Here is a 26,258-nt window from a genome sequence, read left to right on the forward strand (position 1 = left end):
GCGGGGCGATCTGCCCCGGAACAGGCAGCGGTGTCAGGCCCAGGGGGTGATGGCCTGGAAGCTGCTGTCGGCGCGGAAGGTGTCACTGTCCTCGTACTGGTCGAGCCACAGCTCGAAGGCGCGGTGGCGCAGGTAACGGCCGGGGAAGTTGTACGACTCCAGGCGGACGGTGCCGGCCGTCGTGCCGGGGCGGGCGCAGAAGGTGGCGTCCTTGGCGAAGGTCGTGGTGCCCGCGTCGGTGTCCAGGCGGGCCCGGAAGGCGTAGTGGCGCAGATAGCGGCCGTCGGCGGCGCGGAAGGAGTAGCAGTTCGCGTCGGCCAGCCCGGGCACGGCGGCGAACGTGGCGCTCTGCTTGGTCACCGTGTCGCTGCTGGAGGTCACCTGGTCGACGTAGCCGAGGGAGTCGGAGCGGAAGCGCACGTACCGGTCGGGGTAGTTGGCGGACTGGAGCGAGCGGGTGGTGTTGAGCGGCAGCGTCACCCCGCCCGGGACGGTCTCCTTGATGACCGTGAAGTGCTTGATGGTGCCCGAGACACCGGGCAGTTCGGTGGGCGTGGTCCAGGTCTGGAAGGTGTCGTAGCTGTCGGTGTAGAACGCCTTGTGCACCTGGTAGGACTCCCAATACATCCGCCAGGCGCCGTTGTCGAGCTGCACCAGTACCGGGCCCTCGCCGTCGTAGTCGACGATGTTGTTGGTCCTGGTGTTGGTCCAGGGGCCGGTGAGGCTGCTGGAGGAGGCGAAGTCGATGGACTTGGTGGAGGTGGACTTGAGGAAGGCGTGGTAGATCGAGCCCACTTTCACGACGGTCGTGTCGATGTGGCTGTCCGAGATGCCGGACAGGGCGACCGGGGTGGACCAGGCACTCAGGGCGGAGTCCGTCGCGGTGACCTTGTACGGGTGGAAGACCCCGGACGCCTCGGAGTTCAGATGCAGCGAGACGATGATGTTGACGCTGCCGTCGCCCGGGTCCACGAACCACTCGGGTGCCCAGGCGTTGCCGATGCCGGACAGTCCGAGGGTGATGTTGCCGAGGAAGGTCCAGTTCTGCCGGTCGGTACTGCGGGCGAAGCCGATCTGGTCGGTGTTCCAGCCGCTGGTGTAGGTGACGTAGTAGTAGCCGTCGGTGTGCTTCATGATGCTCGGGTCACGGACCAGGCCGGACGGCGGGGTGTAGGCGGGGCCCTTGACCAGGTTGAAGGTCGTGCCGTCGGGAGAGTCGTACACGTACATGTCGGTCTCACTGCCGTACGTGAACGCCGTCATCGTGTAGCGGGTGGCCGAGCCCGCCGGAGGCGCCGCCGCGTGCGCGGAGCCGCCGAGCAGCACGGCCGACGGGATCAGCACGGCGAGGGAGGCGAGGAGGGCCAGCAGGGCTCTCACGGCGTTCCAGGGTGTGGATCTGAGGGGGTTCATGATCGCTCCGTTCATACGGTGATCCGGGTTCGTCGGATCCTCAGAGGGTGGGCTTGAGCTGCCACTGCCGGCAGTCGTTGGCGAGCCAGGTCCACCGGTGTACGTCGGTGCCGTCGGCGGTACCGCAGTTGGCGACGTCCGGATCGGTGCCGGTCAACTCCAGTGCCCAGAAGTTGGTTCGCGGCCTGGGGTGGTGTCCGACCGCACCTGGACGCTCGGCGCGGTGGCCAGGCCGGCGTGGGTGGGCGACTTGTGCATGCCCAGGACTCCGGTGAAGGTCGTGGTGATCAGGTGGTAGCCGCCGTTGTAGTACTCCAGCCACGGATCGGCGCCCCTTCACCGACTTGAGGGGGTTGGGGTAGGAGCAGCCGTCCGCCGCGGAAGCGGGCGGCGGCGCCGGGGACGCGCCGAGTGCCGCGAGCAGTGCGACCGGACTGACCAGTAAGGACATGGAACGGGTGCGACTCACCAGGCGTCCCTTCACCGGCATCGTTCGATATTCCGAACTCGGCTCGGAGGTTCGAGCAGAAGGTAGGGGTACCGATCAATGTCCGGCAATAGGTTCGACATCATTACCTGAGGCGGCCCTCCGTTTTCGTGCGAACCAGGGGTGGCGGATCACGGCCGGTCGTGCGGGCAGGCGGAGCGACTCCTCCGGTGCGGTCGGAGGTCTCTTGTGACCATCGCGGGCCCGGTCCGTTTGGCGGGGGATGGCCACCGCACCCGGGACGTCGCTGAGTACGTCCCACATCGAGAACCGCGCCTGTGTCCTTGGTCGGTCCGTGGGTGGCGACCTCGGAAACCCGCACGCTGTCCGTCCGTGCGCCGGGCCGTCGGTCTGCTTGGTGGAGGCGCCAACGGCGGGGCCGGGACCCTTCTTTGAAGTAGTTGCGGAGATTCCGTTATCTGCGGCGTCGCGCCCCGTCTCCTCTATGGCGGCACCCTTCGGGCCCTCCGCGGCCACCGGGTATCGAGCCGATCACCGGCCGGCACTGCTGCCACACCGTACGGATCCAGCCCCAGACCACCCACGGGACACTATTCATGCGTCATGCGCGATCCGGGCTGCTAGCCCGGCGTCAACCCCGTACATACCTTGCGGGTGTCACTGCCATCGCTGTTCTCCTCGCTCTCTACGCCTGGCTGGGACGACCCACGCCCGGTGCGGGCGCGGCCACCTCGACGGCGGCGACGGCCGTCGATGTGGCGCCGGCCAAGTTCGCTCATCCCGGTATCACCTTCGACAAGGCCGACCTGGTCCGGCTCAAAGGCAACCTGAAGCGTGAGCCGTGGAAGTCCTCTTACCAGAGCCTTCTGTCCGACTCGCGTTCCTCTCTGGACTACGTGATGCAGGGGCCCTTCGCGGAGGTCGGCCGCAATCGTGACGTGAACCGCGGTGCCTACGAGAACGACATGCAGGCCGTCTACAACCTGACACTGCGCGGCTACCTGAGCGGCCAGAAGACCTACAGTGCCAAAGCCACCAAGGTCATGACCGCCTGGTGCGGCACCCAGAAGAAGTGGTCGGGTGCGGAGGCGGCCTTCACCATCGGTGACTACTCGGTCCTGTCCATCGCCGCGGCCGACGTGCTGCGGTCGACCTACTCAGGCTGGACGGCGGCCGACACCCGGCTGTGCCAGAAGAACTTCAACGACGTCTACTGGCCCTGGCTCGGCGTCGGCAACGGCACCTCCGGCTCCGGCAGTCATCTGCTCAGCGCCAACCAGGGCGCTCTCGCGCTTCAGGGCGCGATGGCCATCGCGGTGTTCAACGACGACCGGGTGAAGTTCGACGAGGTGGTCAACGCCTATCGCACCGACCCTCTGGGCGGACTGCCCGACACACTGGCCAACGGCGAGATGGGAGACACCGGCCGCGACGGCGGCCATGCCTACGGACAGCTCATGCACTACGCCGCAGTGGCCGAAACCGCCTGGAAGCAGGGCGTGGACCTGTACTCGGACCAGAACAACCGGCTCCTGAAGGCCTCCGAGTACTTCAGCCGGTTCAACCTGGGCGGCAACCCCGTGTTCGTCCGCTTCGGCTCCAGCTACGGCCTGTACAAGTCCATCGCCCAGGACAGCGGTGGCGCACGGTGGCTGCCCCGCGCCGAGGCGATCGACATGATCTACAACGCCTATGTCGTCCGCAAGGGCCTGAAGGCGCCTTACACGACCGAGATCCGCGCCAAGATCGGCGAGTCCTACACCTCCATGATCTACCGCCGCTCGTCCGACACGACCAAGGCCACCCTTCCCCCCGCCGCCTGGAAGCAGCCCGCCGCCTCCGCCGTCACCAGCCTCACCGGCAAGGACGTGGGCACAGTGGGCGCCGCGGGCAGTTCCTCGTACGCGGGCGGCACTTGGACGCTCAAGACCTCCGGTCGGGACCAACTGGCCGGCTACCACTACGCCTACCGGAAGGTGACCGGCGACGCCACCATCGTCGCCCGGGTCAACAGCACCGGCAGCGCGGGCCAGGCCACGGCGGGGCTGATGATCCGGCCCTCCCTGGATACCCGCGACGACGTCCCCTATGTCTTCCAGCGCCTCATGAACCAGGGCTATCTCCAGAGCTACTGGAGCGGCAGCAAGGGCTCGGGCAGCTACTGGGGCAATTACACGAACCTCCCCGACGTCAAGGGGCCGTACTGGCTGAAGCTGGTCCGCCGGGGCGATTCCGTCTACACCTACTCCTCGCCGAACGGCAATGACTGGTCGCCCACGGCGAACGTGCTGCTGCCCAGCCTCCCGAACACCGTCTACCTCGGCCTCGCCGCCACCTCCGGCGACACCGCCGTCACCAACAACGTCACGTTCGACCACGTGGCCATCGGTACCGGCCCCAGCAGCAAGGTGTCCGCCCCGACCGGCCTGACCGCCACGGCGGCCCCGGGCAAGGTCACCCTCCGCTGGAAGGCCCCGGCGCGGGCCGTCTCGTACACCGTGCTGCGTGCCACCAGCAAGAGCGGGACATACAGCCGGCTCGCCACCGACGTGTACGGCACCACCTACACGAACAAGTCGGCGAAGCACGGCCAGCGCTACTACTACAAGATCGAGGCGGCGGGTTACGCGGAGCTCAGCGGCGCCTGTGCCGCTGTCGCCGCCACACCCTGACGCCGGTCGTTCGGCAGAGCGCCCACGGCGCGGTCACGGGAGGGAGTGGTATCCGTGGCCGCGCCGCGGTCTGTACGCGCAACGGACCGGCGAGACCGGTGGTCACCCGGGCTGATGTGCGCCAAGCACGGGCCGTTGTGTCACGAGCACCACGCTCCACGGGGGCAAGGACCGGGTGTGCCGCAGCCCTCCGTCACGGTCTGCTCGCAGGACCTCGGTGCGCGTGATCGCGGCCGCTTCCCGCAGGAAGGCGATGTCCTCGCGGGAGAGGGGGTCGGGCGAGCCTAGTTCGCGCCAGGCCGTGAGGGCATCACCGCTGCCCGGTTCGAGGATCTCGACGGTCACGGTGGCTCCCGCGGGCAGGCCGGTCAGCTCGATCTCAAGAACCTCGGGGCTGCCGAGCGCCAGAGTCGCCTCGACGACGTCGCGGCCCGGGGTGGACAGGGGAACGGAATACGGCATCTCCGGCGGGTAGTGATAGGCGAGTGCGGTCAGCCGTCCCGTGGCTGTCTCCCGGGTGACCACGGCACCCGGCCGACGTACCACCAGCTCGTCGCCGAGGGCGTGCAGAAATCGGTAGGCGTGGAAGGTCGGCTTCGCGATGCCCTGGAAGTTGATGAGCCCGAAGCCGCCGTGAAACGCGCTGCCGCCTGCGCCGCTCTCCTCGAAGACATCGGTGAACGTCCAGTACGCGAGGGAGTCCACCAGGCCGATGGACTCGACGTTCGCCTTGACGACGAACGTCGCGGAGGGGAGGTGGTCGTGGGTGTGGTCGCGCGGTGAGGGCGTCGAGCTCCACTCGGTGAGATGGATCTCGGCCTGCGGGAAGGCGCTCTTGTCCACGATCTCGCGCAGCACGGCGAGATCCCGGGGCGTCGCGTCCGCCCCGCGTGTGTAATGGGCGCCCTCGCCGTGGCTGTCCAACGCCCAGTCGGTGGGGTAGGGGTGGCAGGAGACGAAGTCGACCGGCAGGCCGAGGGATGCGCAGTGGTCGAGGAAGGCCTCCACCCACACCGGACGCCACTCCAGTGCCCGAAGGTCTTCGGCTTCGGTGACCGTAGCGTGCGCCGTCTTGTCCTCCCGCTCGCCGTCGAAGCGGGTGTCGGGCACGAAGTTGCTGGTCGCCGGGCCTCCGACGCGCAGGTGTCGGTCGACCTCCTTCACCGCGAGGGCGGTGGTCCCGTACAGGTCGAAGTACTCACCGCGGGTGCCGTCGAAGAAGGGGCGCAGATTGGGCTCGTTCCACACCTCGAAGTACCAGGAGCGCACCTCGTCGACGCCGTATCTGTCCACCCAGTGGCGGACGGTGCGGCCAACCAACTCCGCCCAGGCGCCGAGGTCCGTCGGCGGCGAGCCGTGGGCACCCCACCAGAAGACCGTGTTCTTGGTGCGGGCCAGGTCGCCCGGCATGAAGCCGAGTTCCACGAACGGTCGCACCCCGGCGTCGAGGAGCCGGTCGAACAGCTCGTCCACGTACTGGAAGTTGTAGTCGTGGCTTCCGTCCGCGCCCCGGTGGTGGACGAACATGTCGTCGTGGAAGAGACCGTGGAAGCGGACGTAGCGGAATCCACACGTGGCGGCGGCCGTGCGCAGCTGCTCCTGCCAGGCCGCGCGCAGTCCTTCGCCGGCGCGGCCCGCGCCCACGCAGACGCTCCAGAAGTGGGCCAGCGGCTCGCCGGGGTCGGCGGCATCGGCCCGGATCGTGATGGTCATGCGATGCGCTCCAGTTCGGTGGGGTCGACTTGGTGGAGGAGCGGGAGTCCGGCCAGCAGCCGTTCCAGCTCCTCGATCGCGTTCAGGCCCAGACGGGCCACCTCGTTGCCGTGCGAGCCGGCGAGATGCGGGGTGAGGAAGACGTTCGGGAGGTCGAAAAGCGGAGAGTCGGCGGGGAGCGGCTCCGGATCGGTGACGTCGAGGACGGCGCTGATCCGGCCCCCGCGCAGTTCGGCGACGAGCGCCGTGGTGTCGACGAGGTTGCCACGCGCGGTGTTGACGAGGACGGCGCCATCGGGCATCAGTTCAAGTTCACGACGTCCGATCATGTGGTGGGTCTCGGGCGTGGCCGGTGCGTGGACGGTGACGATGTCGCTGGTCCTCAGCAACTCGTCCGTGCTCACGAGGGGCACGCCGAGGGCGGCCGCCGCGCCGGCGTCGACGTACGGGTCGGCGAGTGCCACCCGGAAGTCAAAGGGGCGCAGCAAATCGATGAGGCGGCGTCCGGTTCTGGAGGCCCCGATGACACCGATACGGCGTCCGAAGTTGCCGATGCCCGGGACGATCCCGGCGAGGGTGAAGCGCCGCTCGGCGCGGTAACGCTCACGCGCCGCGAACAGGTCCTTGCCCGCCAGCATGATCATGCCGAGGGTGTACTCGGCGACGGGCAGCGCGTTGGCGGAGGCTGCGGACGATACGAGCAGACCACGCTCCCAGCACTCGGGTGCGATCATGCTCTTCACTGTCCCCGCGGCGTGCACCACCGTGTGGAGCTTCGGAGCGGCTTCGAGCACCGAAGCGTCGATGCGCGGGCATCCCCAGCCGGTGAGGAGGATCTCGGTGTCCCGCAGCACCCTGCGTACGAGGGGGTCGTCGAACGTACCGGCGATGAGGGACGGGTCGATGTCCACCGATGCCCGGATACGCGCCATGGAGCCCGGTGGATACAGCTGTGGAACGTGCTCGGCGCTCAAGGCGAACAACGCTGACGGACGGTGCACCAAGGAGGACTCCTCAGGATTCGGAGGACCAGGACAGAAATCGTTATCTTTACGGATCTGCGGCAATCGATGCCGATGGGACGTGACGGTGCGTCACGAGGGCCCGACGGCTCCTCGGGGGGCGTCGATCGCGACCTTGTCGCACCACGGCATGGACAGGCTCCGGGGCGTGGGGAAGGTCAACGGCAGCCACACGTAGCGTGACTCGTTGACCGGTCTGTCCCAGTTGGCAGCCCAGCGGTCGCCGAGATAGAGGTACGAGGCGGCCGACCCTCCGTCGTCGCGTACAGGCAGCACGTAGGCGGTCTGTGACGTGTAGGCCGTGGTGTCGCCGAAGTCCCGCAGTTCGCTCCACTCACCGTCGATCGCGTCGGCCGTCGCGTACTGCTGCTGGTTGGGCCGCCAGCCGGTGCAGCCGGAGGTGAGCATGAAGTACACGCCGTCCCGCTCGAAGGCCGCGGGTGCCTCGCGCGAACGGCCTTCCCACAGCCTCCGCACCAATTCCCGGGGAGCGAGACAGTCCTCTGTGAGTCGGTAGACGTGCAGGTCCTCGTTGTCGTTGGCGGCGGATACGAGGTACCCGGTGCCGTCGTCGTCGAGGTGGACGGTCAGGTCGCGTGACATGTGACCGAGCGGTCGGAAGCTGCCCCGGTACACGTAGTCGCCGTCGGGTGTGTCACAGACGGCGACGGCTGCGCGGGCCTCCCGGTAGTGGCCGGCCGCCTCCTTGTGCATCCACATGACGAACTGCCCGGTGGCAGGGCTGCGGATCACCTTCGGGCGCTCGATGTTGGCCTCTCGGAGCTCCGGGTCGGACTTCTGGGTGAGCACCCGTCCACGGAACTCCCAGGTCACGAGATCGCTGGAGCGATAGGCGCAGACGGAACGGAAGGTGTCGTCGGGGTGGCGGTCCTCGCCGAACCAGTAGTGGAAGCCGTCGGCTTCCACCATCCCGCCGCCATGGGCATGGACGGGGTTGCCCTCGGTGTCCGTGAACTGTGTTCCGTTGGTGACCTGCCGCCGCATGTGTCTGCCTCATCGCTGTCCTGACAGAAACCGTTGTCTATGAACCTTGCTGCCGCTGGGCAGTGGCGTCAAGACGTCGGGTCGTCCAGTGTCTCGGCCACGAACACCACCAATCGTCGGTGGTTCGTGGGGCTGTGGCAGGGGCGACGGCTTCTGTGGGACGGCAGCGGGCGACTAGACTTCGATCAATGCGGATCAACGTTTTCTAAGAGGGGGCGCGGTGAGTGGCGCAGCAGGCCAGAAAGGTCGGACGGCGGTCGACGACGGCTCGCGCGCCCGACTGCGTGACGTGGCCGAGCGGGCCGGGGTGTCGATGTCCACGGTGTCCCGGGTCCTCGCCGACAACTACCCCGTCGCTCAGGCCACCCGCCAGCGTGTGCTGCGCGCCATCCGGGAGATGGACTACGTGGCCAACACGCATGCCCGGGCACTGCGCGGCGTGGTCACCCAGACCGTCGCCTTCGTGCTCAACGACATCCGCGGCGGTTCGTTCACCCAGGTCGCGCACGGGGTCGAGGAAGAGGCGGCCCGCCGGGGCATGCTCTGCCTGATCTGCACCACACAGGGCGACCTGGAACGTGAGTTGTCCGTGGTCAGGACCATGCAGGAGCAGGGAGCCGCGGCGGTGATCCTCATCGGGGGCGTCGCCGACAACGCCGCGTACCGCGTGCGGATGACCGCGACGGCCCACTCGCTGGAGGCGTCCGGCTCCCGGCTGGTCCTCTGCGGGCGGCCGTCGATCGGCGACGACGTCCCGGCCACCGTCGTCGAGTACGACAACGAAGGTGGCGCCTACGCGATGACCAGCCGCATGCTGGTCGCCGGTCATCGCCGGATCCTCTTCCTCGGTACCGACCCCGTGCCGACCACCACGGTCGGCGGGAGGCTCGCCGGATACCGTCGCGCCCTCGCGGACTTCGGTGTCGAGGCTGACCCGGCTCTTGAGCAGGCGTGCGGCTTCGGCCGCGCGGACGCCTACGACCGCCTGACCGGGCGGCTGCGTACGGCCCGAGACTTCACCGCTGTCTTCGCGGTCACCGATCTCGCCGCGGCCGGCGCGCTGGCCGCGCTCAACGATGCCGGACTGAAGGTCCCGGAGGACGTGTCGCTCGGCGGGTACGACGACGTGGACACCGCGATCGATCTGCGGCCACGGCTTACCACCGTCCACGTCCCCTACGAGGAGTTGGGGCGCACCGCCGTACGGCTCGCCCTGGACCTGCGCGAAGGACGCGCCAGCAGCGCGGAACAACACGTGACGCTGGGCACCCATGTGGTCGTGCGGGAGTCGATCGCCCGGCGGCCCCTCGGCTGACCTCCGCTCTCGGCCCGTTTCCCGGGTTCGGCGCCCGGCGAGGAGTCGGGGCGGCGCACCAGTCGTAGCCATCGTTCTCTTTATCGCGGTCCTCCATGAGTCTTGTCAGGCCTGATGTAGGCGCTCTAGCCTCCAGACGACGATTTCTATGTCACGAGCCGCTCATCTCCCGGCAACACTCCGTTGACCCCCATGGCCGGACGACGCCCCGCAGGCCCATCGGATCCTCCTGCCACATACGTGGTGCCGGTCATCAAGGAGGCAGAACGACATGGAACTTTCCCGCCGCACCGTACTGAAAGGCGCCGCGATCCTTGGCGCGGCTGCGCTGACCGGGGTGACATTCTCACCCGGCACCGCGTACGCGGCTGCCTTCGCCCACCCGGGCATCGGCTTCAACCGGGCCGACCTCGACTGGCTGAAGGTGAACCTCTCCGTCGAACCGTTCGCGACGGCGTACGCCGCCCTGCGCGCCGACTCCCACTCCTCGCTCGACTACTCGATGCAGGGCCCGTTCACCGACGTGGGCCGCACACCCGACGTGCACCTCGGCGAGTACAAAAACGACATGCAGGCGATGTACAACCTCTCTCTGGTCGGCTACCTGACCGGCGACACCGCCTACAGTGCCAAGGCCACCGGGATCATTCGGGCCTGGTTCCGCACCCACACCACCTGGTCCGGCGCCGAGCCGTACCTGACCTCCACCGACTACGTGAACCGCAGCGTTGCCGGTGCCGATCTGCTGCGCGGCACCTACTCGGAGTGGACCACCACCGACACCATCCAGTGCAAGAAGTACTTCAACGACGTGCACTGGCCGGACTACAGCGTCGGTGGCGGTAACCGGGGTGCCGGAACCCAGGTCAGATCGGCAGGTCAGGGCGGCGACCAGCTTCAGGGTGCCATGGCGGTCGCCGCGTTCTGCGACGACCGGACGAAGTTCGACATGGTCGTCAACGCCTATCTGACCGATCCGGTGGGCGGGTTGCGGGACTCGCTCCCCAACGGCGAGATCGGTGACACCGGCCGCGACCAGGGCCATGCCTACGGACTGCTCATCCACTGGACGTTCATCGCCGAGACCGCCTGGAAAATGGGGGTGGACCTCTTCTCGGCGGAGAACAACCGGCTGCTGGCCGCGCTGGAGTACTTCGCCGACTACAACTCCGGCGGCAGTCCGGCGTTCATCAAGTTCGGCACGAGCTATGACCTCTACTCGTCGATCGGCGGCGACCGCCTCACCCGGACCCACGAAGCCCTCGATATCGGCCTCACCCACTACGTCGTGCGCAAGGGACTGAGCGCCCCGCACACGACCGCGTACCGCGAACTGACCACGGAGGACTACCAGTCGGTCGTCTACCGCCGGACCACCGACACCTCCACCGCCACCGCGCCCGCCACCCCCTGGTCCCCGCCGAACGGCTCCGCCGTGACCAGTCTGACCAGCGCCGACATCGGCACGGTGGGCTCGGCCGGCAGCACCTCCTACGCCAACGGCGTCTGGACGATGACCAGTTCCGGCGCCCAGCGCGAGACGGGCTACCGCTACGCCTACCGCGCCCTCACCGGCGACGGAGTGATCACCGCGCGCGTGCGCAGCGTCGGTGCCACCGGGACCGAGGCCGACGCCGGGGTCATGCTGCGCAGCGCTCTGCTCGCCGACTCCTCCTCCCCGTACGTCTACATGAGGCTCTTCGGGGCGGGCGGCGGCCAGGTGTTCTGGCGCGCGGGCCGACCCATTGTGACCGGTGACTACATCAACTACACGGCGATGGCACAGCCGTACTGGGTGAGGCTGGTCCGCCGCGGCAACTTCGTCTACGGCTACACCTCGCCCGACGGCACCAACTGGTCCCCGACCTGCAACACGCTCTTCCACGAGCTGCCGGCGACCGTGTACGTCGGCCTGGCCGTGACCTCCGGCGACACCTCGGTCACCAACACCGCGACCTTCGACAACGTCTCGATCAGCACGGTGCCCGCGACACCGACGGGCCTCACCGCGACACCCGGAGCAGGGCAGATCGCCCTTTCCTGGAGTGCCGCCGCCAACACGCTCTACTACGAGGTGTACCGGGGCAACTCCGGCTCCGGGGACTACTCCGTCATCGCCACCGAGGTGACCGGCACCTCCTATACCGACATCACGGTCGGAGCCGGAGGCGGCTCCGCGTACGACTACAAGGTCGCAGCCGCGGGCTTCGGAGGCCTGAGCAGCCTGTCCGCCTCGGCGTCGGCCACTGCGGGCGCACTGACCGTGGTGACGGGCTCGCACTCGCTCCGGTCCGTCAACTACCCCACCCGCTACATCCGGCACCAGAACGACCTCGGTTACCTTCACGAGGCCACCGACGCCCAGGCCATGCAGAACGAGACGTTCACCGTCGTGGCCGGGCTGGCGGGCACGGGTCTCTCCTTCCGGGCCCTGAACGGCATGTACCTGCGGCACTACGACTTCCGGATCCGCCTGGCGGGCGACGACGGCACGGACACCTTCGCCCAGGACGCCACCTTCCGCCCCCGGGCGGGATCGGCCGACGGGGCGATCTCCCTGGAGTCGTACAACTACCCGGGCTGGTACCTGCGGCACCGTTCCTACGAGCTGTGGCTCGACCCGTTCGAGAACACGATCGGGTTCCGCGCGGACAGCTCGTTCACAGTGGTCGATCCGCTGAGTTGAGCTCCAACTCCGCTTATGGAGCGGGCATCGGTCCACGGGCGCGGCCTGGTGTGATCACGCGGGAAGTGCCACGAGATCCGGTTCGCGCCGATTTCCTGGGTGACCGCTTCCCGGCGCGGCAGCCGGGCGACATCGCGGCCGGGCCACGTGCGATGGCGTGGCCGATGTGAACCTGGCCCCGGCCGCAAGACCCCGCGCGGCTGTCCCGTGCCGCCGTACAGAGTGTTGAGCCCATGGGGGTTGCTCTCTCGGTCCTCAGGCCTGCCCGTTCTGCGCCCACTTGCCCGGGTAGGCCGGAGCCAGTCTGGTTAAGTGGACGCGGAGCATGGCCTGTTCGGCGATCACCGGCGCGTCGTGGGGGTCAGCCTCGTTCTCCCGGCCGCAGGTGGCGCGACGGGTGAGGTTGCCGGTCGGGCCGGGCAGATGACGGGCCGTAGGCCCGCGACCAACGGCCGACGGTGACCAGTCCGCCCATGACGCCCGTCACGCCCGGACCGACGGGCCGGGCGACTCCGAAGCCGGGCAGCACCGCAGTGTTCGAGATCGCGCCGGCCAGCCCTCACGCAGAGGCCCGGGCGATCTCGACGTTCTTCAGTCGCGAAGCGGAGACGCCTTCTCGGCCCGGCACGAACGTGGCTTCCCCGACCTCCCCGCGGCAAGTGCCCTTCGTGGGCAGACGGCGACGGCGGGGCGTCTCGCCGACGTATGCCTGTCTCCATGAAAACGATGTCTATCTCGCCAGGATGGACAGTCTCGATCGTGTGGTCTCAAATGCTCTGTATGTCAGAGTGATTTGCTCGTAACCGAAGATTTTCCCGCCCGACATCTTGCACGTCTGGGCTGACACTTCTAGCTTGCGTAGACATCGTTTTCTATAGCGCTGTTCCCGCCCGAGGAGTGATTCCATGAAGGCCAAGAGGATCAGAGCGGCATCCGCCGGCGCACTGACGTTCTCGATGCTCGCTCTGACCGCCTGTGGCGGAGGCGGCGACAGCAAGGCCGACAAATCCTCCGGCCCCGTCACCGTCGAGATGTGGGGCTGGGGTGAGCTGAAGAACGTCAAGCCGATCGTCGACAAGTTCAACGCCACGCACAAGAACATCAAGCTGAAGTTCGTGAAGCAGGCCGACAACCCCGGCACCCAGCAGAACGTTCGCAACGCGGTGGCCGCCAAGGAGAACGTTCCCTGCCTGGTCCAGAACTTCGGCGAGGCGCCCTCCCTGGCCTCCGAGGGCCTGGCCACCGACGTCACCGACCAACTGAAGCCCTATCTGGGCAAGTTCGCCAAGGCGGCCCTGCCCTCGGCCCAGGCGGCCGGCCGGTACTACGCCGTTCCCGGCGGTTCCACACCCAGCTTCATGATGATCAATCGCAAGGTGTACGACCAGTACGGCATCGCCGTCCCCCGGACCTGGGAGGACATGATCGCCGCCGGCAAGGAGTTCAAGAAGCACGGCATCTACGTCATGAACCTCGCCGGCGAGGACCCCAGCACACTGGTCAACCTCGTCCAGCAGGCAGGCGGCACCTGGTACAAGGTGGAGGGCGACAGCTGGAAGGTCGACTTCCTCTCACCCGAGTCCCTCAAGGCCGCCGACGTCGTCCAGCAGTTCGTCGACGACGACATCGTCGCCCACCAGACGTACACCGACCGTCCCGCCCTGATCTCCTACTTCGACTCCGGGAAGATGGTCTCGCTGCCCACCTCCACCTGGCAGTTGCAGACCTACGAGCTGGAGTTCAAGAAGTCGACGGGCGACTGGCAGCCGGTCGACCTGCCGCAGTACGCCGGCGCCACCGGATTCACCACGCCCATGCACGCACCCGGCAGCGGCAACATCGTCCCCAAGGGCTGCACGCACGTGAAGGAAGCCGTCGAGGCCGGCGTCTGGCTCAGTACGTCCAAGGAGGCTGTCGACGCCTCCTACCAGGCGGACACCAAGCAGTACCAGTGGCCGGGCGCGATCCCGGACCCTTCCCCCTGGGTGAACTCCGTCGTCCCCGACAAGCTGTTCGGCACGCACAAGTCCGAGGCGACCGGCGTGATCCTCAAGGCCGTCGCGGGCGGGAAGGACACCTGGATCGCGGGCCCCGACTACACCGGCATGTTCAGCGAGCTGCAGGACGAGTGGGCCAAGGTCGTCGCCAAGAAGACCACGATGAAGGCGGCCCTGGAGCACATGCAGCAGTGGACGGTCGCCGACCTGAAGTCGAAGAACATCAACGTCGCGGAGTGACCCCATGACCGCCACCACCGCACCCCCCTCGGCCGCCTCGTCCGCCGCCTCTCCCGCGCCACCGCCTCGCAGGGGGATGCAGTGGCAGCGGGTCATGGCACTGAAAGGGGCGTCCTTCACCGTCCCGTTCTTCCTCGGTTTCGCCCTCTTCACGATCGCCCCGATCGTCATCGCGCTGAAGGAGAGCCTCTACACCCAGCGGAGTTCCGGCCTCGGCTTCGGCGAGAAGACCGTCTCCTTCAGCGGCCTCGACAACTTCGTCCGGGGCTTCGAGGACGGCCGCTTCTGGCTCTCCATGGGCCGGGTCGCCCTCTTCGCCCTGTTCGCCATCCCGGTCGTCATGCTGCTCAGCCTGGTCATGGCGCTGCTCCTGGACGCGGTCAGCCACCGGCTTGCCGGCCGCTTCCGGCTCCCTCTCCTCATCCCGCACATGATCCCGGGCATCGTCGCCATCCTCGTCTGGATCTACCTCTACAGCCCGTCCGTCGGCCCGCTGACCCCGTTCTTCGGCTTCTTCGGCATCCACGCGGACTTCTACAGCGGCTCGATGATCTGGATCTCCATCGGCAACCTGATGGCCTGGTCCGGGATCGGCTTCAACATGCTGATCGTCTACTCCGCGCTCCAGTCCGTCCCACGCGAGATCTTCGACAGCGCCCGCGTGGACGGCGCGTCCGAACTACGGATCGCCTGGTCCATCAAGGTGCCGCTGGTCCGCCGCTCCCTGGTCCTGATCACGGTCCTCACCATCATCGGCACCCTGCAGATCTTCAGCGACCCGATGCTGTTCCGGACCATGACACCCGAGACGGTCACCCGCGACTTCACCCCGATCATGGCGATCTACGACTGGGCCTTCCAGCAGGGCGAGTTCAACTACGCGGCTGCCCTCTCCGTCATCCTCGCCGCGGTCGTGGGCATCGCCTCCGCCGTCTTCTACCGACTCACCAACAAGGCCCCGGTATGACAGCCACTCTCGAACCCCCGGCCACCCGGGAGCCCGCCGTCCGCCGTCGCGTCGTCTCCGGCCGCGTCCGCCACGCGCGCCGCACCAGGATCCTGGTCGTGGCCGGCCTGACCTTCTTCGTCGTCTACTCCCTCGCCCCCCTGTGGTGGCTGATCGTCGCCGCCACGAAGAGCCAGAGCGACCTCTACACCACCGGCGGACTGTCCTTCGCCCGCTTCAACCTCGGCGAGAACCTGCACAACCTCTTCTCCTACCAGGACGGAATCTTCCTCCGCTGGATGTGGAACACGGTCTTCTACGGCACCGTCGGCACCCTCGGCATGACCCTGATCTGTGTCGCCTGCGGATACGGCCTGGCCATGTACGAGTTCAAGGGCCGCGGCTTCCTCATGGGCTGCGTCATCGGCTCCTTCCTGATCCCCGGCGCCCTGCTCACCATCCCGTCCTTTCTCCTCTACAGCGACCTGAAACTCATCGACAGCCCCGCCGCGATCATCGTTCCCGGCTTCTTCAACGCCTTCTCCGTCTACCTCGCCAAGGTGTACGCCGAGGGCGCCATCCCGCCCGAACTCCTCGAAGCGGCACGCATCGACGGCGCCGGCGAGTACCGCATCTTCTTCCAGATCGGCGCCCGCCTGATGTCCACCGGCGCCGCCACCATCTTCCTGCTCGGCTTCGTCGGCGCCTGGAACAACTTCTTCGGCCCGCTGATCTTCCTGCGCAGCCAGGAGAAGTGGACCGTCATGCTCGGCCTGTACTCCTGGCTCAAGGTCAAGACGGACACCTCCACGGACCTGACCGGCATGGTCGTCACCGGCTCGATCATCTCGCTGATCCCCATGGTGATCCTGATGGTCTCCCTCCAGCGCTACTGGCGCTCGGGCATCACCCTCGGGAGCCTCAAGTGACCCTGACCATCCGCCTCCCGTCGGCCGCGCCGGGAAGACCTATCAGCCCCGATCTGTTCGGGGTCTTCTTCGAGGACATCAACTCGGCGGCCGACGGCGGCCTGTACGCGGAACTGCTCCAGGACCGTCCCGAGGCCTGGGAGGCGGTCGTCCGGGACGGACGAAACGGCTTGCGCAACTCCGGTCACGGAGGCGTCCCGGTCGTCGCGGGCCGGACGTACGACCTGACCGTGGAGACGAGGCAGCGGCGAGGGGCGGAGCCGACCGCGCGTTTGGAGAGCGCGGACGCCGGTGTCGTCCACGCCGAGGCCGAGGTCCGCGACGGCCAAGCTGTCCTGAGTCCCTCCGTCACCGACCTCCACGCCCGCCTCACCCTCCTCGGCGACACCGGTCACGGACGGGTCTCCCTTTTTCCCCGCGACACCTTCCGGGGCAGAACGAACGGGCTGCGGGCCGATCTCGCCCAGGCCGTCGCCGACCTGAAGCCGTCCTTCGTCCGCTTTCCCGGCGGCTGCGTGGCCCACGGCCTCGGCCTGGACAACATGTACCGCTGGCAGGACACCATCGGCCCGCTCGCCGACCGCCGCGCCATGCCGAACCTCTGGGGCGGCCACCAGTCCATGGGGCTGGGCTACTTCGAGTACTTCCAGTTCTGCGAGGACGTAGGCGCCACCGCCTTGCCCGTGGTCGCCGCCGGGGTCTGCTGCCAGAACACCCCCGGCGGCCAGCAGGCCATCCCGCTCAAGGACATGGGCGCCTACGTCCAGGAGGTCATCGACCTCGTCGAGTACGCCAACGGCCCCGCCACCTCGCCCTGGGGCGCCCGCCGCGCCGAGGCGGGCCATCCCGAGCCGTTCGGGCTGCGCTACCTCGCTGTCGGCAACGAGGACACCGTCACGGACGCGTTCCGGACCCGCTTCGCTCTCCTCCACGACGCCCTGCGTACCCGCCACCCCGAGATCACGGTCATCGGCACCGTCGGCCCCTCCCCGGTCGGCGGAGAATGGACCCGGGGCTGGGACTTCGCCCGTGAGCAGGGCGTCGAGGTGGTCGACGAGCACGCCTACAAATCCCCCGCCTGGTTCCTGGAGCACCTCGACCACTTCGACGAGTTGGACCGCTCCGGCCCCCACATCTACGCCGGAGAGTACGCGGCCCGCGGCAACACCTGGCGCTGCGCGCTGGCCGAGGCGGCCTGGATGACGGCCATGGAACTGAACGGCGACGTCGTCCGCCTCGCCTCCTACGCCCCGTTGCTCGCCCGCCGCGGTCACACCCAGTGGGTCCCCGACCTCATCTACTTCGACCATTCCGACGTCCAGCTCACCCTCAACTACCACGTCCAGCGGATGCACTCCGCGAACAGCGGGGACACCCTGCTGCCGATCGAGGTGACCGGAGCGCCGGTGGCCGAGGTCGTGCCCGCCGCCGACCGGCGCGACGTTCGGCTCAGCGCGACGGGCGGCACCGAGGCCGACTTCGAGGACCTGACCGTCACCGACGACACGATCACCGTCCGGGCGCGCAAGACGGCCGGTCCCGAGGGCTTCCTGATCTCCTTCGGCGACCACCGCTGGGCTGTCGGCGGCTGGCGCAACCGCTCCCTCACCCTCCAGCGCGAGGACGACGGCCACACCCACGATCTGCTCGACCCCGTCCCCGCGCACATCGAGACGGACCGCTGGTACGACCTGCGCATCGAGGTCCACGGCACCCGTATCCGCTGCCACCTCGACGGAGTCCTCGTCCACGACCTGGACGACGCCCGCCCGCCCCGGTCCCGCTTCATCGCCTCGGCCGTATGGGACAGTCCGACCGGTGACCTGATCGTGAAGGCCGTCAACGCCTCCGGGAGCAGTCTGGACGCGGTCTTCGAACTGCCCGTGCGGCCGGTCCGGTTGACGGCCACTCTGCTGACGGCGGGCCTCGACGACGGCGCGCCCTTCGAGCCGTCGCCCGCCGAGCCCCGCACGACCGGACTGCGCCCATCCACCCGCGTCGGCCTCGACCTGCCCCCGTACTCCTTCACCGTCCTGCGCGCCGCCACCCGCTGACGTCTTCTCTGCCCCGAACCGAGTGCCCTCCCGCCAAAAGGAGAAGCTCCCGCATGTCCGTCGCCAGAAGAACCGTGCTCCACGCCACCGTCACCGCAGTGGCCGCGACGAGCGGTTTGTGGAGCACGGCCCTCATCGCACCCGCCTTCGCGGTCCCCGAGGCCGCCGGGGACTCGGCGGGTCCTCTGGACCTCCTCGATTTCGGAGGCGACGAGTCCGAGCGGGCCCACGCCCTGACCAGCGACGGCACCACCGATTCGGACGGCACTGCGGGGGACAGGGCCCGTGTCGCCCGACTGCTCGACCCGGACATCGACGAAAGGCAGCACCCGTGATGACCCAGTCCCCAGCCGCTCGCTTCACGCTGGATCCAGCGTTCGGGATCGGCGAGGTCAACCCGCGCCTGTACGGCTCGTTCGTCGAGCATCTGGGCCGCTGCGTCTACGACGGGTTGTACGAGCCCGGCCATCAGCAGGCCGACGAGGTCGGCCTGCGCGAGGACGTCCTGGCCCTGATCCGCGAACTGGGCGTCACGACCGTCCGCTACCCGGGCGGCAACTTCGTCTCCGGCTACCGCTGGGAGGACGGCGTCGGACCCGCCGAACAGCGCCCCAGGCGGATGGACTTGGCCTGGCACTCCCTGGAGACCAACCGGTTCGGGCTCGCGGAGTTCATCGACTTCTGCGGCAAGGCCGGCGTCGAGCCGATGCTGGCCGTCAACCTCGGCACCTGGGGTGTCGAGGACGCCGTACGCCTGCTCGAATACGCGAACCATCCCGGCGGCACCGAGCTGTCCGACCTGCGCGCCGCACACGGCGCCGAAGTGCCGTACGGCATCCGGATGTGGTGCCTGGGCAACGAGATGGACGGCCCCTGGCAGATCGGCCACAAGAAGCCCGAGGAGTATGCCCGCCTCGCGAGGGAGACCGCCGCCGCGATGAAGATGGTGGACGGGGGACTGGAACTCGTTGCCTGCGGCTCGTCCGGCTTCGGGATGCCGACCTTCGGTACCTGGGAGGCCACCGTTCTGACCGAGTGCTACGAGCAGGTGGAGTACGTGTCCCTACACTCGTACTACGGACTGGAGGAGGGCGACACCGACCTCGACTCCTTCCTCGCCTGTGGCGAGGACGTCGAGCGGTACATCGAGGGCGTCGTCGCCACCTGCGACCACATCGGCGCCAAGCTGAAGTCACCGAAGAAGATCATGCTGTCCTACGACGAGTGGAACGTCTGGCACGTCACCCGGTCACCGACGATGCCGCCCGCCGAGGACGGCTTCGCCCACGCGCCCCGCCTGCTGGAGAACAGCTATACCCTGGCCGACGCCGTCCTGACCGGCTCCCTCCTGATCGGGCTGCTGCGGCATGCGGACCGGGTCACCGCTGCTTCCCTGGCCCAGTTGGTCAACGTCATCGCGCCGATCATGACGGAGCCCGGCGGTCCCGCCTGGCGGCAGACGATCTTCCATCCCTTCGCCCAGGCGTCGGCGTACGGCCGCGGCCGGGTGCTGCGCGTGGAGCCGGACGGCCCCCGGCACACCACCGCGCGCTTCGGCTCGGTCGACCTGCTGCACGCCACGGCCGTCATCGACGACGAAACCGGCGACGTCACCGTCTTCGCCGTCAACCGAGGCTTGGACCGGCCGCTCCCCCTGGAAGTGGGGCTGCGCGGCTTCGGCGGCGAACTCCGCGTGGTCGAGCACCTGGTCCTGGACGGCGACGACCCTTGGGCCCGCAACACCCTCGACGCCCCCGACAGGGTCACCCCGCGTACGGCGACCGATGCCGTCGTCTCCGGCGGCACCCTGTGCGCCGGACTCACCCCGATGTCCTGGAACGTCATCCGCCTGAGCCACGCAGAGAGCTGACCCCACCACAGATGCATTCCGAATCGTCCTCCGAACCGCCTTCCTACGCCGAACGGGCCGGTGGTCTGGAGCGCCGGCGCTCGGGCGAACTGCTGCGCGTCGAGCCCTGGGGCCCGCACGCCGTACGGGTCCGGGCCACCACGGCAGCCGCCGTCGACGCCCACGCCCCGGGTGCCCTCGAACAGCCCGCGCCCGGCGCGCGGGCCACACTCTCCGTGCTGCCGGACGGCGGCGCCCGGCTCGTCAACGGACGCGTCACCGTCCACGCCGATCCCCAGGGACGGCTCCGCTTCACCCACACCGCCACGGGCCGCGAACTGCTCGCCGAGAAAACCCCATACACCTGGCACCCGGGACCGCGCGTGCTGGGTCCCGGCCGCACCGAGCAGCACTTCGAGGCATACGACGGCGAGCGGCTGTACGGACTTGGCCAGCATCTGCACGGCAGGCTCGACCAGAAGGGGTGCGTGATCGACCTGGCCCAGGGCAACACCGCGGTCACCATCCCCTTCCTGTACTCCTCGCGCGGCTACGGCCTGCTGTGGAACAACCCCGCGCTGGGCCGGGCCGAGTTGGCCGCCGACGCCACCCGCTGGACCGCCGACAGCCCTGGCAGCCCGATCGACTACTGGATCACCGCCGGCGACTCACCCGCCGACACCATGGCCGCGTACGCCGACGCCACCGGCCACCCACCGCTGCTGCCGGAGTGGGCGAGCGGCTTCTGGCAGTCCAAGCTGCGCTACCGCACCCAGGACGAACTCCTCGCCGTGGCACGCGAGTACAAGCGGCGCGGGCTGCCGCTGTCCGTGATCGTCGCCGACTTCTTCCACTGGCCGAAGATGGGCGACTGGCGCTTCGAGGAGAGCGAGTGGCCCGACCCGGCCGCGCTGACCGAGGAGTTGGCGGCTCAGGGGGTCAAGCTGGCTGTGTCCGTGTGGCCCACGGTCCAGGACGACAGCGACAGCTACGACGAACTGCGCGCCGCCGGAGGCCTCGTCCAGGACGGCGACGGAGCGCCGCTGACCACCGACTGGCCGGCCCGCGTGGGGAACGGCAGACCCGCCTTCCGGCCGATGGCGTACTACGACCCCACCGAGCCCCGTGCCCGCCGCCTGCTGTGGCGGCGCCTCGACGACAACTACCGCGCCCACGGCGTCACCGCCTTCTGGCTGGACGCCTGCGAGCCCGACCTGCCGCCCGAGCGGGCTGCCCGAGCGGTCTACGCTGCAGGCCCGGCCGCCCAGGTCACCAATCTCTATGGTCTCCATCACACCCAGGGCATCGCCGACGGCCTGCGCGCGGCGGGTGAGGAAAGGCCGCTGCTGCTGGTCCGTTCCGCCTGGGCGGGCGGCCAGCGGCACGGCGCGGCACTGTGGTCCGGCGACATCCCCACCACGTTCGACTCGCTCGCCCGCCAGATCCGAGCGGGCTTGAACGTCGCCATGAGCGGCATCCCGTGGTGGAACACCGACATCGGCGGCTTCCAAGGCGGCGACCCGGACGATCCGGTCTATCGCGAGCTTCTGATCCGCTGGTTCCAGTACGGCACGTTCAGCCCCCTCATGCGCCTGCACGGCGACCGCACCCCCAACCAGCCCTTCGGCGCGGGCATGAGCGGAGGCCCCAACGAGGTCTGGTCCTACGGCGACGAGGCCCTCACCGTCCTGACCGCCCACCTCCACCTGCGCGAACGCCTGCGCCCTTACCTGGCCGGGCTCTCACAGGACGCCCACCGCACCGGCGCCCCGCCCATGCGGCCCCTGTTCTTCGACTTCCCCGCCGACCCGCACGCCTGGGACACCGACGACCAGTTCCTGCTCGGACCCGATCTCCTCGTCGCCCCGGTGTACGAGGCAGGGGCCCGCACCCGCACGGTCCGCCTGCCCGCGGGGGTCCGCTGGCTCGACCCGGTCACCGGCGATGTCCATGAGGGCGGCAGCACCCTGAACGCCACCGCGCCCCTGGACCGCATCCCCGTCCTCGTACGCGAAGGCGCGGCCGTCGTCGCCGCCCTTACCGTCTGACAGCCGCCTTCACCACCTGACCTTGGAGACCCCTGTATGAAGCCCCCGCACCACCTTGCCGCCGAGGACCGCTACACCAAGGGCATGCGGTACAAGCGCTGCGGACGCAGTGGCGTCAAGCTGCCGGTCGTCTCGCTCGGCCTCTGGCACCGCTTCGGCGACACCACGCCGCTGGAGGCGCAGCGCGCCGTGCTGCGCCGTGCCTTCGACCGAGGCGTGGTCCACTTCGACCTGGCGAACAACTACGGCCCGCCGTATGGCAGCGCGGAGGCGAACTTCGGCACGCTGTACGCGCAGGACTTCCGCCCCTACCGCGACGAGCTGTTCCTTTCCACCAAAGCGGGCTACGACATGTGGTCGGGCCCGTACGGCGACCGGGGCTCACGCAAGTACCTGCTCGCCAGCCTCGACCAGTCGCTCGGCCGCATGGGCCTGGACCACGTCGACGTCTTCTACTCCCACGGACCCGACGACGACACCCCGCTGGAGGAGACGATCGGCGCGCTGGACACCGCCGTCCGGCAGGGCAAGGCGCTGTACGCGGGCCTCTCGAACTACAGCCCCGAGCGGATGGCCCGCGGGGCCGCGCTGCTGAAGGAGTTGGGCACCCCGCTGCTCATCAACCAGCACGCGTACAACATCCTGGACCGGCGGATCGAGGAGAACGGCCTGCTCGCCGCCTCCGCCGAGGCCGGCGCCGGGGTGATCGCCTTCTCGCCCCTCGCCCAGGGGCAGTTGACGGACCGGTACTTGGACGGCATCCCCTCCGACTCCCGGGCGGCCCTCGACCACTACCTCAGGAGTGAGGCGCTGACCGACAAGAAGGTCGTCCTGCTGCGAGCGCTGAACAAGTTCGCGGACGAACGCGGTCAGACGCTGGCCCAGTTGGCACTGGCCTGGGTTCTGCGCGACGAGCGGGTCACCTCGGTGCTGATCGGCGCGAGCAGCGTCGCCCAGCTGGACCAGAACCTTGGTGTGCTGGACGCGCCTCCCTTCGACGCGGCCGAACTCGCCGAGCTGGAAAAGCTGTTGGGATAGGGGCGCCGCGCCTCCCGGGGCTGCGGGTGAAGCGACCACCTCGCCGCCCCGGTTCCGCCCTGGTCCCGGCACGGCCTCTTTCGGACCCGTAGCGATCCTCAGCGACCGGCTCTTTGAGTTGTGCGACGACACCGGGTCGGCCCCGCGCCAACTGGCCCGGCGCGAGCTGCCCGGTGAACAGAGGGGCTGTCACCGGTCGTGAGCGGAACATAGACGGTCATCGCCGGTTGGCCAAACCGGCGATTCTGCAGACCGTTAAGAGCGCCCGCATCCCGCTGCCCATCGCTGTGGGAGTGGTTCTCTTCAGAGGTTCACCGGTCCCCCTGCCTCGGTCCCCCGAGTTCCAGGTGATGAATCGGATGGATGCGGCACCCGTCTCGGATCTGAGGAACGCCCTTTGCCCCGTCCACCCGCTCTAAAACTGACTGAGGTCTTGACGGAGATCCGCATGAGCCCATCGGCGTTCTACCGATTGCGCGCTCGTGGTCGGGCGCCACGAATGATCAAGCTTCCGAATGGCGAACTGCACTGCCGCCGCCCCGACTTGGACGCTTGGTGGGAAGCGTGCATCATCCGTCGGGATTCCAGGACCGGAAGAACTTGGCTGTTGAGTACTTGGCTGACCGAGCGGACACTGCCTGGGGCGTAGTGTCGCTGTCGGGTGAGCCAGTTGGAGGCATAGACCCCGAACCGTTCTCTTCCGATCTCGCGCTTGAGGTCTGCCTTTTGGCGAGGGGTGTTGCTCTTTTCGGCGTAAGCTTTGGTCAGCCGCTCGATCGCGGACTGCTGCGTCGCGTAACCTGCTTCTTCGCGCTGGCGACCTGTGGCGTCGCGGTAGCGAATGGCGTAGAGATGGGGGCACCTGTTCTGGCGAGAACAAGTGCAGAGCTTGAAGAAGCTGCCCATGCCACGGACGAGTTGGGTCGCCAACGTGCACGTCTCCTGACTCATGCTGGGAGTTTGCTGACCAAGTGGTCCCCAGCATGGGCCTGACCTGCGGCCGCGCCAAACTAAGAGACGTTGATGAGCATCTTCATGGGTACCTCCTGGTGTGACTAACAGGTGAGCCTCTGACCTCTATTTTTGCAGGTCAGGCCAGATTGGGCGAGCAAATGATCTTGGCGGTCCGTGCTGGTCGGAAGCGGGTTCCGGCGGTGCTGAAGCGGGCCTGGTGCCGACTTCGGTGACAGGGTGTCAGATATGGCTGGCACGGGTACGGATCGACCCGGGAAGCCCGCTCCGGGAAGTGTCGGCGCCGGGGCTGCGGTGATCATCCGTGCGGATGCGAACGGAAGCGTCGGCGGCTGTCCGGCTGCCGGGCGAAGCCGGGTCTCGGGGCGGGCTGCGGAGACACTGTCCGACGGAGTGTTCATCGGAGGCGCGGAGGGCTCCGGCGCGAGTGTAGTAAGCACTTCGTGTCTCGATCCCAGGCTCGGACGTGTTCCCCATTCCATGCAGGCCTGGAGGTGGAGAAGTCCGTTGCGGCCCGCTGAACCGAGCATCCCCGAAATTCTGGCTGGCTGCCAGATGTCGTGAAGGGGGTCGGAGGGGACGGCGGCGGCAGTCCTGGCGGGATTGCAGTCGGTCTAGGGACCGTCGTGTGGTGGAACTTCATCGGGCGTTCGCGGCAGGACACCGAGGAGGGGCGGAAGGGTGGGATGGAGAGGGAGAGGACTCGCTTCGGAGAGGTACACGATCACGGTGGCGCCCCGCTGCCCACTCCCGAAGTCCCGCCGCTGCCGCGGGGCGGGCTACGTTGGCCTGTGACGATGCCGGTACCCGGCGGGTCGTTGCGGTCGGCCGGCCCTTGCCGGGCAAACCAGCATGACCTTCGCGGCCGGGAGGAGTCCGGTGCCCCAGCCGCCGTCGGTAAGACGACGCTCGCCGAACAGCGCGTAGACCGCCGCGACGTGGTTTCCCAGGCCGTAGCGCGCCGCGTGGAACCCTGTGCAGGCCGCCGGCGTCACCCGTGCCGACCGACGCACCGCCCGCAGGCCCGGTCATGGGCCCTCAGCCCTTCCAGCCCACCGTCAAAGGGCACCCGTGGCGTCCTCGTGCCCGGGAATCAGGTCTGGGATCGCGCGCGACGGCCCAAACCGTGCTTGTCGGCCGGGAATCAGGAGTTGCGGGAACTGGTGGCAGAGAAGCGGGCGGAGGGTCGGGCGCCGGAGCAGAGGAGGCAAACGGCAGGCTGTCACGCCAAATGCCCTGTCAGGCTCGGGACTTGGCATGATGGTGGTGCTCGACCGAGTCGCCGCGGGCGACGAACACGTCGGCGACCAGCGTCGGAGGGAACAGGCCGTGCTCGACGACGCCAGGGGTGGCGCCGAGCAGCGCCGCCAGGCCCGCGAGGTCGTCGACGGCACCGTGGTAGTCCGCGATGACGCCGCCGTCGGGGCTGCGTGGCGCGTCGCGCAGGGAGACCGGGTGGAGCAGGCGCATGGTCGCGGCCAGCCCGAACTCGAGCAGCTCGAGCGGGACCGGCGGGTGCAGCGCTGTCACTGGTTTGCTCGAGTCGGCGATCACGACGAAACGGTCGGCGGCCGACGCGACAATCTTCTCCCTGGTGTGCGCGGCGCCGCCGCCCTTGACGAGCCAGCCGTCCGGAGCTATCTGGTCCGCACCGTCAATCGTGATGTCGAAACGGTCGATGCTGCCGAACGGCTCGACCCGCAGATCGAGCGTCAGGGCCGCCTCCTCGGTCTGCGGCGACGTCGCGACACACCGCAGTGACAGACCGCGGCGGGCCAGCGCAGGAAGGAGGTAGGCGACGGTCGAGCCGGTACCGAGGCCGACGGTCATGCCGTCCTCTACCAGCTCGGCCGCGGCTTCGGCGGCACGTTGTTTCTCATGCTCGACGCTCACGGTCCTCCACCTCCTTAG

At 68.5% G+C, this 26,258-nt stretch carries 16 protein-coding genes and 1 pseudogene; 12 read left to right on the plus strand and 5 right to left on the minus strand.

What is annotated here, in order from left to right:
• Positions 1-33 precede the first annotated feature (33 nt).
• Positions 34-1,413, minus strand: coding sequence for a glycoside hydrolase family 43 protein (locus tag ACIRA5_RS04235; protein ID WP_403687041.1), 1,380 nt, complete (start codon positions 1,411-1,413; stop codon positions 34-36).
• Between the two features lie 1,044 nt (positions 1,414-2,457).
• Here ACIRA5_RS04235 and ACIRA5_RS04240 point away from each other — a divergent pair.
• Entirely contained in the window at positions 2,458-4,533 is a 2,076-nt protein-coding gene (locus tag ACIRA5_RS04240) for an alginate lyase family protein (RefSeq protein ID WP_403687043.1), read from the plus strand.
• A gap of 102 nt (positions 4,534-4,635) precedes the next feature.
• Here the strand turns inward: ACIRA5_RS04240 and ACIRA5_RS04245 are convergent, their stop codons facing one another.
• The 3 genes and pseudogenes from ACIRA5_RS04245 to ACIRA5_RS04255 form a co-directional block, all read right to left on the minus strand.
• Complete coding sequence (locus ACIRA5_RS04245; RefSeq protein ID WP_403687046.1) at positions 4,636-6,246, minus strand: beta-xylosidase; 1,611 nt, start codon at positions 6,244-6,246, stop codon at positions 4,636-4,638.
• The gene (locus ACIRA5_RS04250) at positions 6,243-7,250 is read right to left on the minus strand and encodes a hydroxyacid dehydrogenase (protein WP_403687048.1); all 1,008 of its coding nucleotides are present in this window, start codon (positions 7,248-7,250) and stop codon (positions 6,243-6,245) included. Before ACIRA5_RS04250 ends, ACIRA5_RS04245 begins: the two co-directional genes overlap by 4 nt.
• A 102-nt stretch (positions 7,251-7,352) precedes the next feature.
• Positions 7,353-8,261 (minus strand): annotated as a pseudogene (locus ACIRA5_RS04255) (family 43 glycosylhydrolase); the annotation flags it as partial.
• 232 nt (positions 8,262-8,493) lie between these two features.
• Here ACIRA5_RS04255 and ACIRA5_RS04260 point away from each other — a divergent pair.
• From ACIRA5_RS04260 to ACIRA5_RS04310, 11 genes are all read left to right on the plus strand, one after another.
• Complete coding sequence (locus tag ACIRA5_RS04260) at positions 8,494-9,588, plus strand: LacI family DNA-binding transcriptional regulator (protein ID WP_403687050.1); 1,095 nt, start codon at positions 8,494-8,496, stop codon at positions 9,586-9,588.
• Between the two features lie 271 nt (positions 9,589-9,859).
• On the plus strand, positions 9,860-12,274 hold the full coding sequence (locus ACIRA5_RS04265) for an AbfB domain-containing protein (protein WP_403687053.1): 2,415 nt from the start codon (positions 9,860-9,862) through the stop codon (positions 12,272-12,274).
• A 905-nt stretch (positions 12,275-13,179) separates the two neighbouring features.
• Positions 13,180-14,511, plus strand: a complete 1,332-nt coding sequence (locus ACIRA5_RS04270; RefSeq protein WP_403687055.1) for an ABC transporter substrate-binding protein — start codon at positions 13,180-13,182, stop codon at positions 14,509-14,511.
• 94 nt (positions 14,512-14,605) lie between these two features.
• Positions 14,606-15,478: a carbohydrate ABC transporter permease gene (locus tag ACIRA5_RS04275; RefSeq protein ID WP_403687239.1), complete on the plus strand. Its 873-nt coding sequence runs from the start codon at positions 14,606-14,608 to the stop codon at positions 15,476-15,478.
• Positions 15,475-16,386, plus strand: coding sequence for a carbohydrate ABC transporter permease (locus ACIRA5_RS04280; protein WP_403687057.1), 912 nt, complete (start codon positions 15,475-15,477; stop codon positions 16,384-16,386). The genes ACIRA5_RS04275 and ACIRA5_RS04280 overlap by 4 nt, the downstream gene beginning before the upstream one ends.
• A complete protein-coding gene (locus ACIRA5_RS04285) occupies positions 16,383-18,440 on the plus strand; it encodes an alpha-L-arabinofuranosidase C-terminal domain-containing protein (protein ID WP_403687060.1) in 2,058 nt (685 codons plus the stop codon). The genes ACIRA5_RS04280 and ACIRA5_RS04285 overlap by 4 nt, the downstream gene beginning before the upstream one ends.
• 53 nt (positions 18,441-18,493) lie before the next feature.
• Positions 18,494-18,775, plus strand: coding sequence for a hypothetical protein (locus tag ACIRA5_RS04290; protein WP_403687063.1), 282 nt, complete (start codon positions 18,494-18,496; stop codon positions 18,773-18,775).
• Positions 18,775-20,310, plus strand: coding sequence for an alpha-N-arabinofuranosidase (locus ACIRA5_RS04295; RefSeq protein ID WP_403687064.1), 1,536 nt, complete (start codon positions 18,775-18,777; stop codon positions 20,308-20,310). Before ACIRA5_RS04290 ends, ACIRA5_RS04295 begins: the two co-directional genes overlap by 1 nt.
• An 11-nt stretch (positions 20,311-20,321) precedes the next feature.
• Positions 20,322-22,337, plus strand: a complete 2,016-nt coding sequence (locus ACIRA5_RS04300) for a TIM-barrel domain-containing protein (RefSeq protein WP_403687066.1) — start codon at positions 20,322-20,324, stop codon at positions 22,335-22,337.
• 36 nt (positions 22,338-22,373) lie between these two features.
• On the plus strand, positions 22,374-23,375 hold the full coding sequence (locus ACIRA5_RS04305; protein ID WP_403687069.1) for an aldo/keto reductase: 1,002 nt from the start codon (positions 22,374-22,376) through the stop codon (positions 23,373-23,375).
• A gap of 397 nt (positions 23,376-23,772) precedes the next feature.
• On the plus strand, positions 23,773-24,024 hold the full coding sequence (locus ACIRA5_RS04310; protein WP_403687071.1) for a helix-turn-helix transcriptional regulator: 252 nt from the start codon (positions 23,773-23,775) through the stop codon (positions 24,022-24,024).
• Positions 24,025-25,586: 1,562 nt separating this feature from the next.
• On the opposite strand, the gene rpiA is transcribed toward ACIRA5_RS04310, so the two are convergent.
• Positions 25,587-26,240 carry a ribose 5-phosphate isomerase A gene (gene rpiA / locus ACIRA5_RS04315; protein WP_403687073.1) on the minus strand — a complete coding sequence of 218 codons (654 nt, stop codon included), beginning with the start codon at positions 26,238-26,240 and terminating at the stop codon, positions 25,587-25,589.
• Positions 26,241-26,258: the final 18 nt, after the last annotated feature.

The sequence above is a fragment of the Streptomyces sp. NPDC096311 genome (assembly GCF_044763085.1).
Taxonomy (GTDB): domain Bacteria; phylum Actinomycetota; class Actinomycetes; order Streptomycetales; family Streptomycetaceae; genus Streptomyces.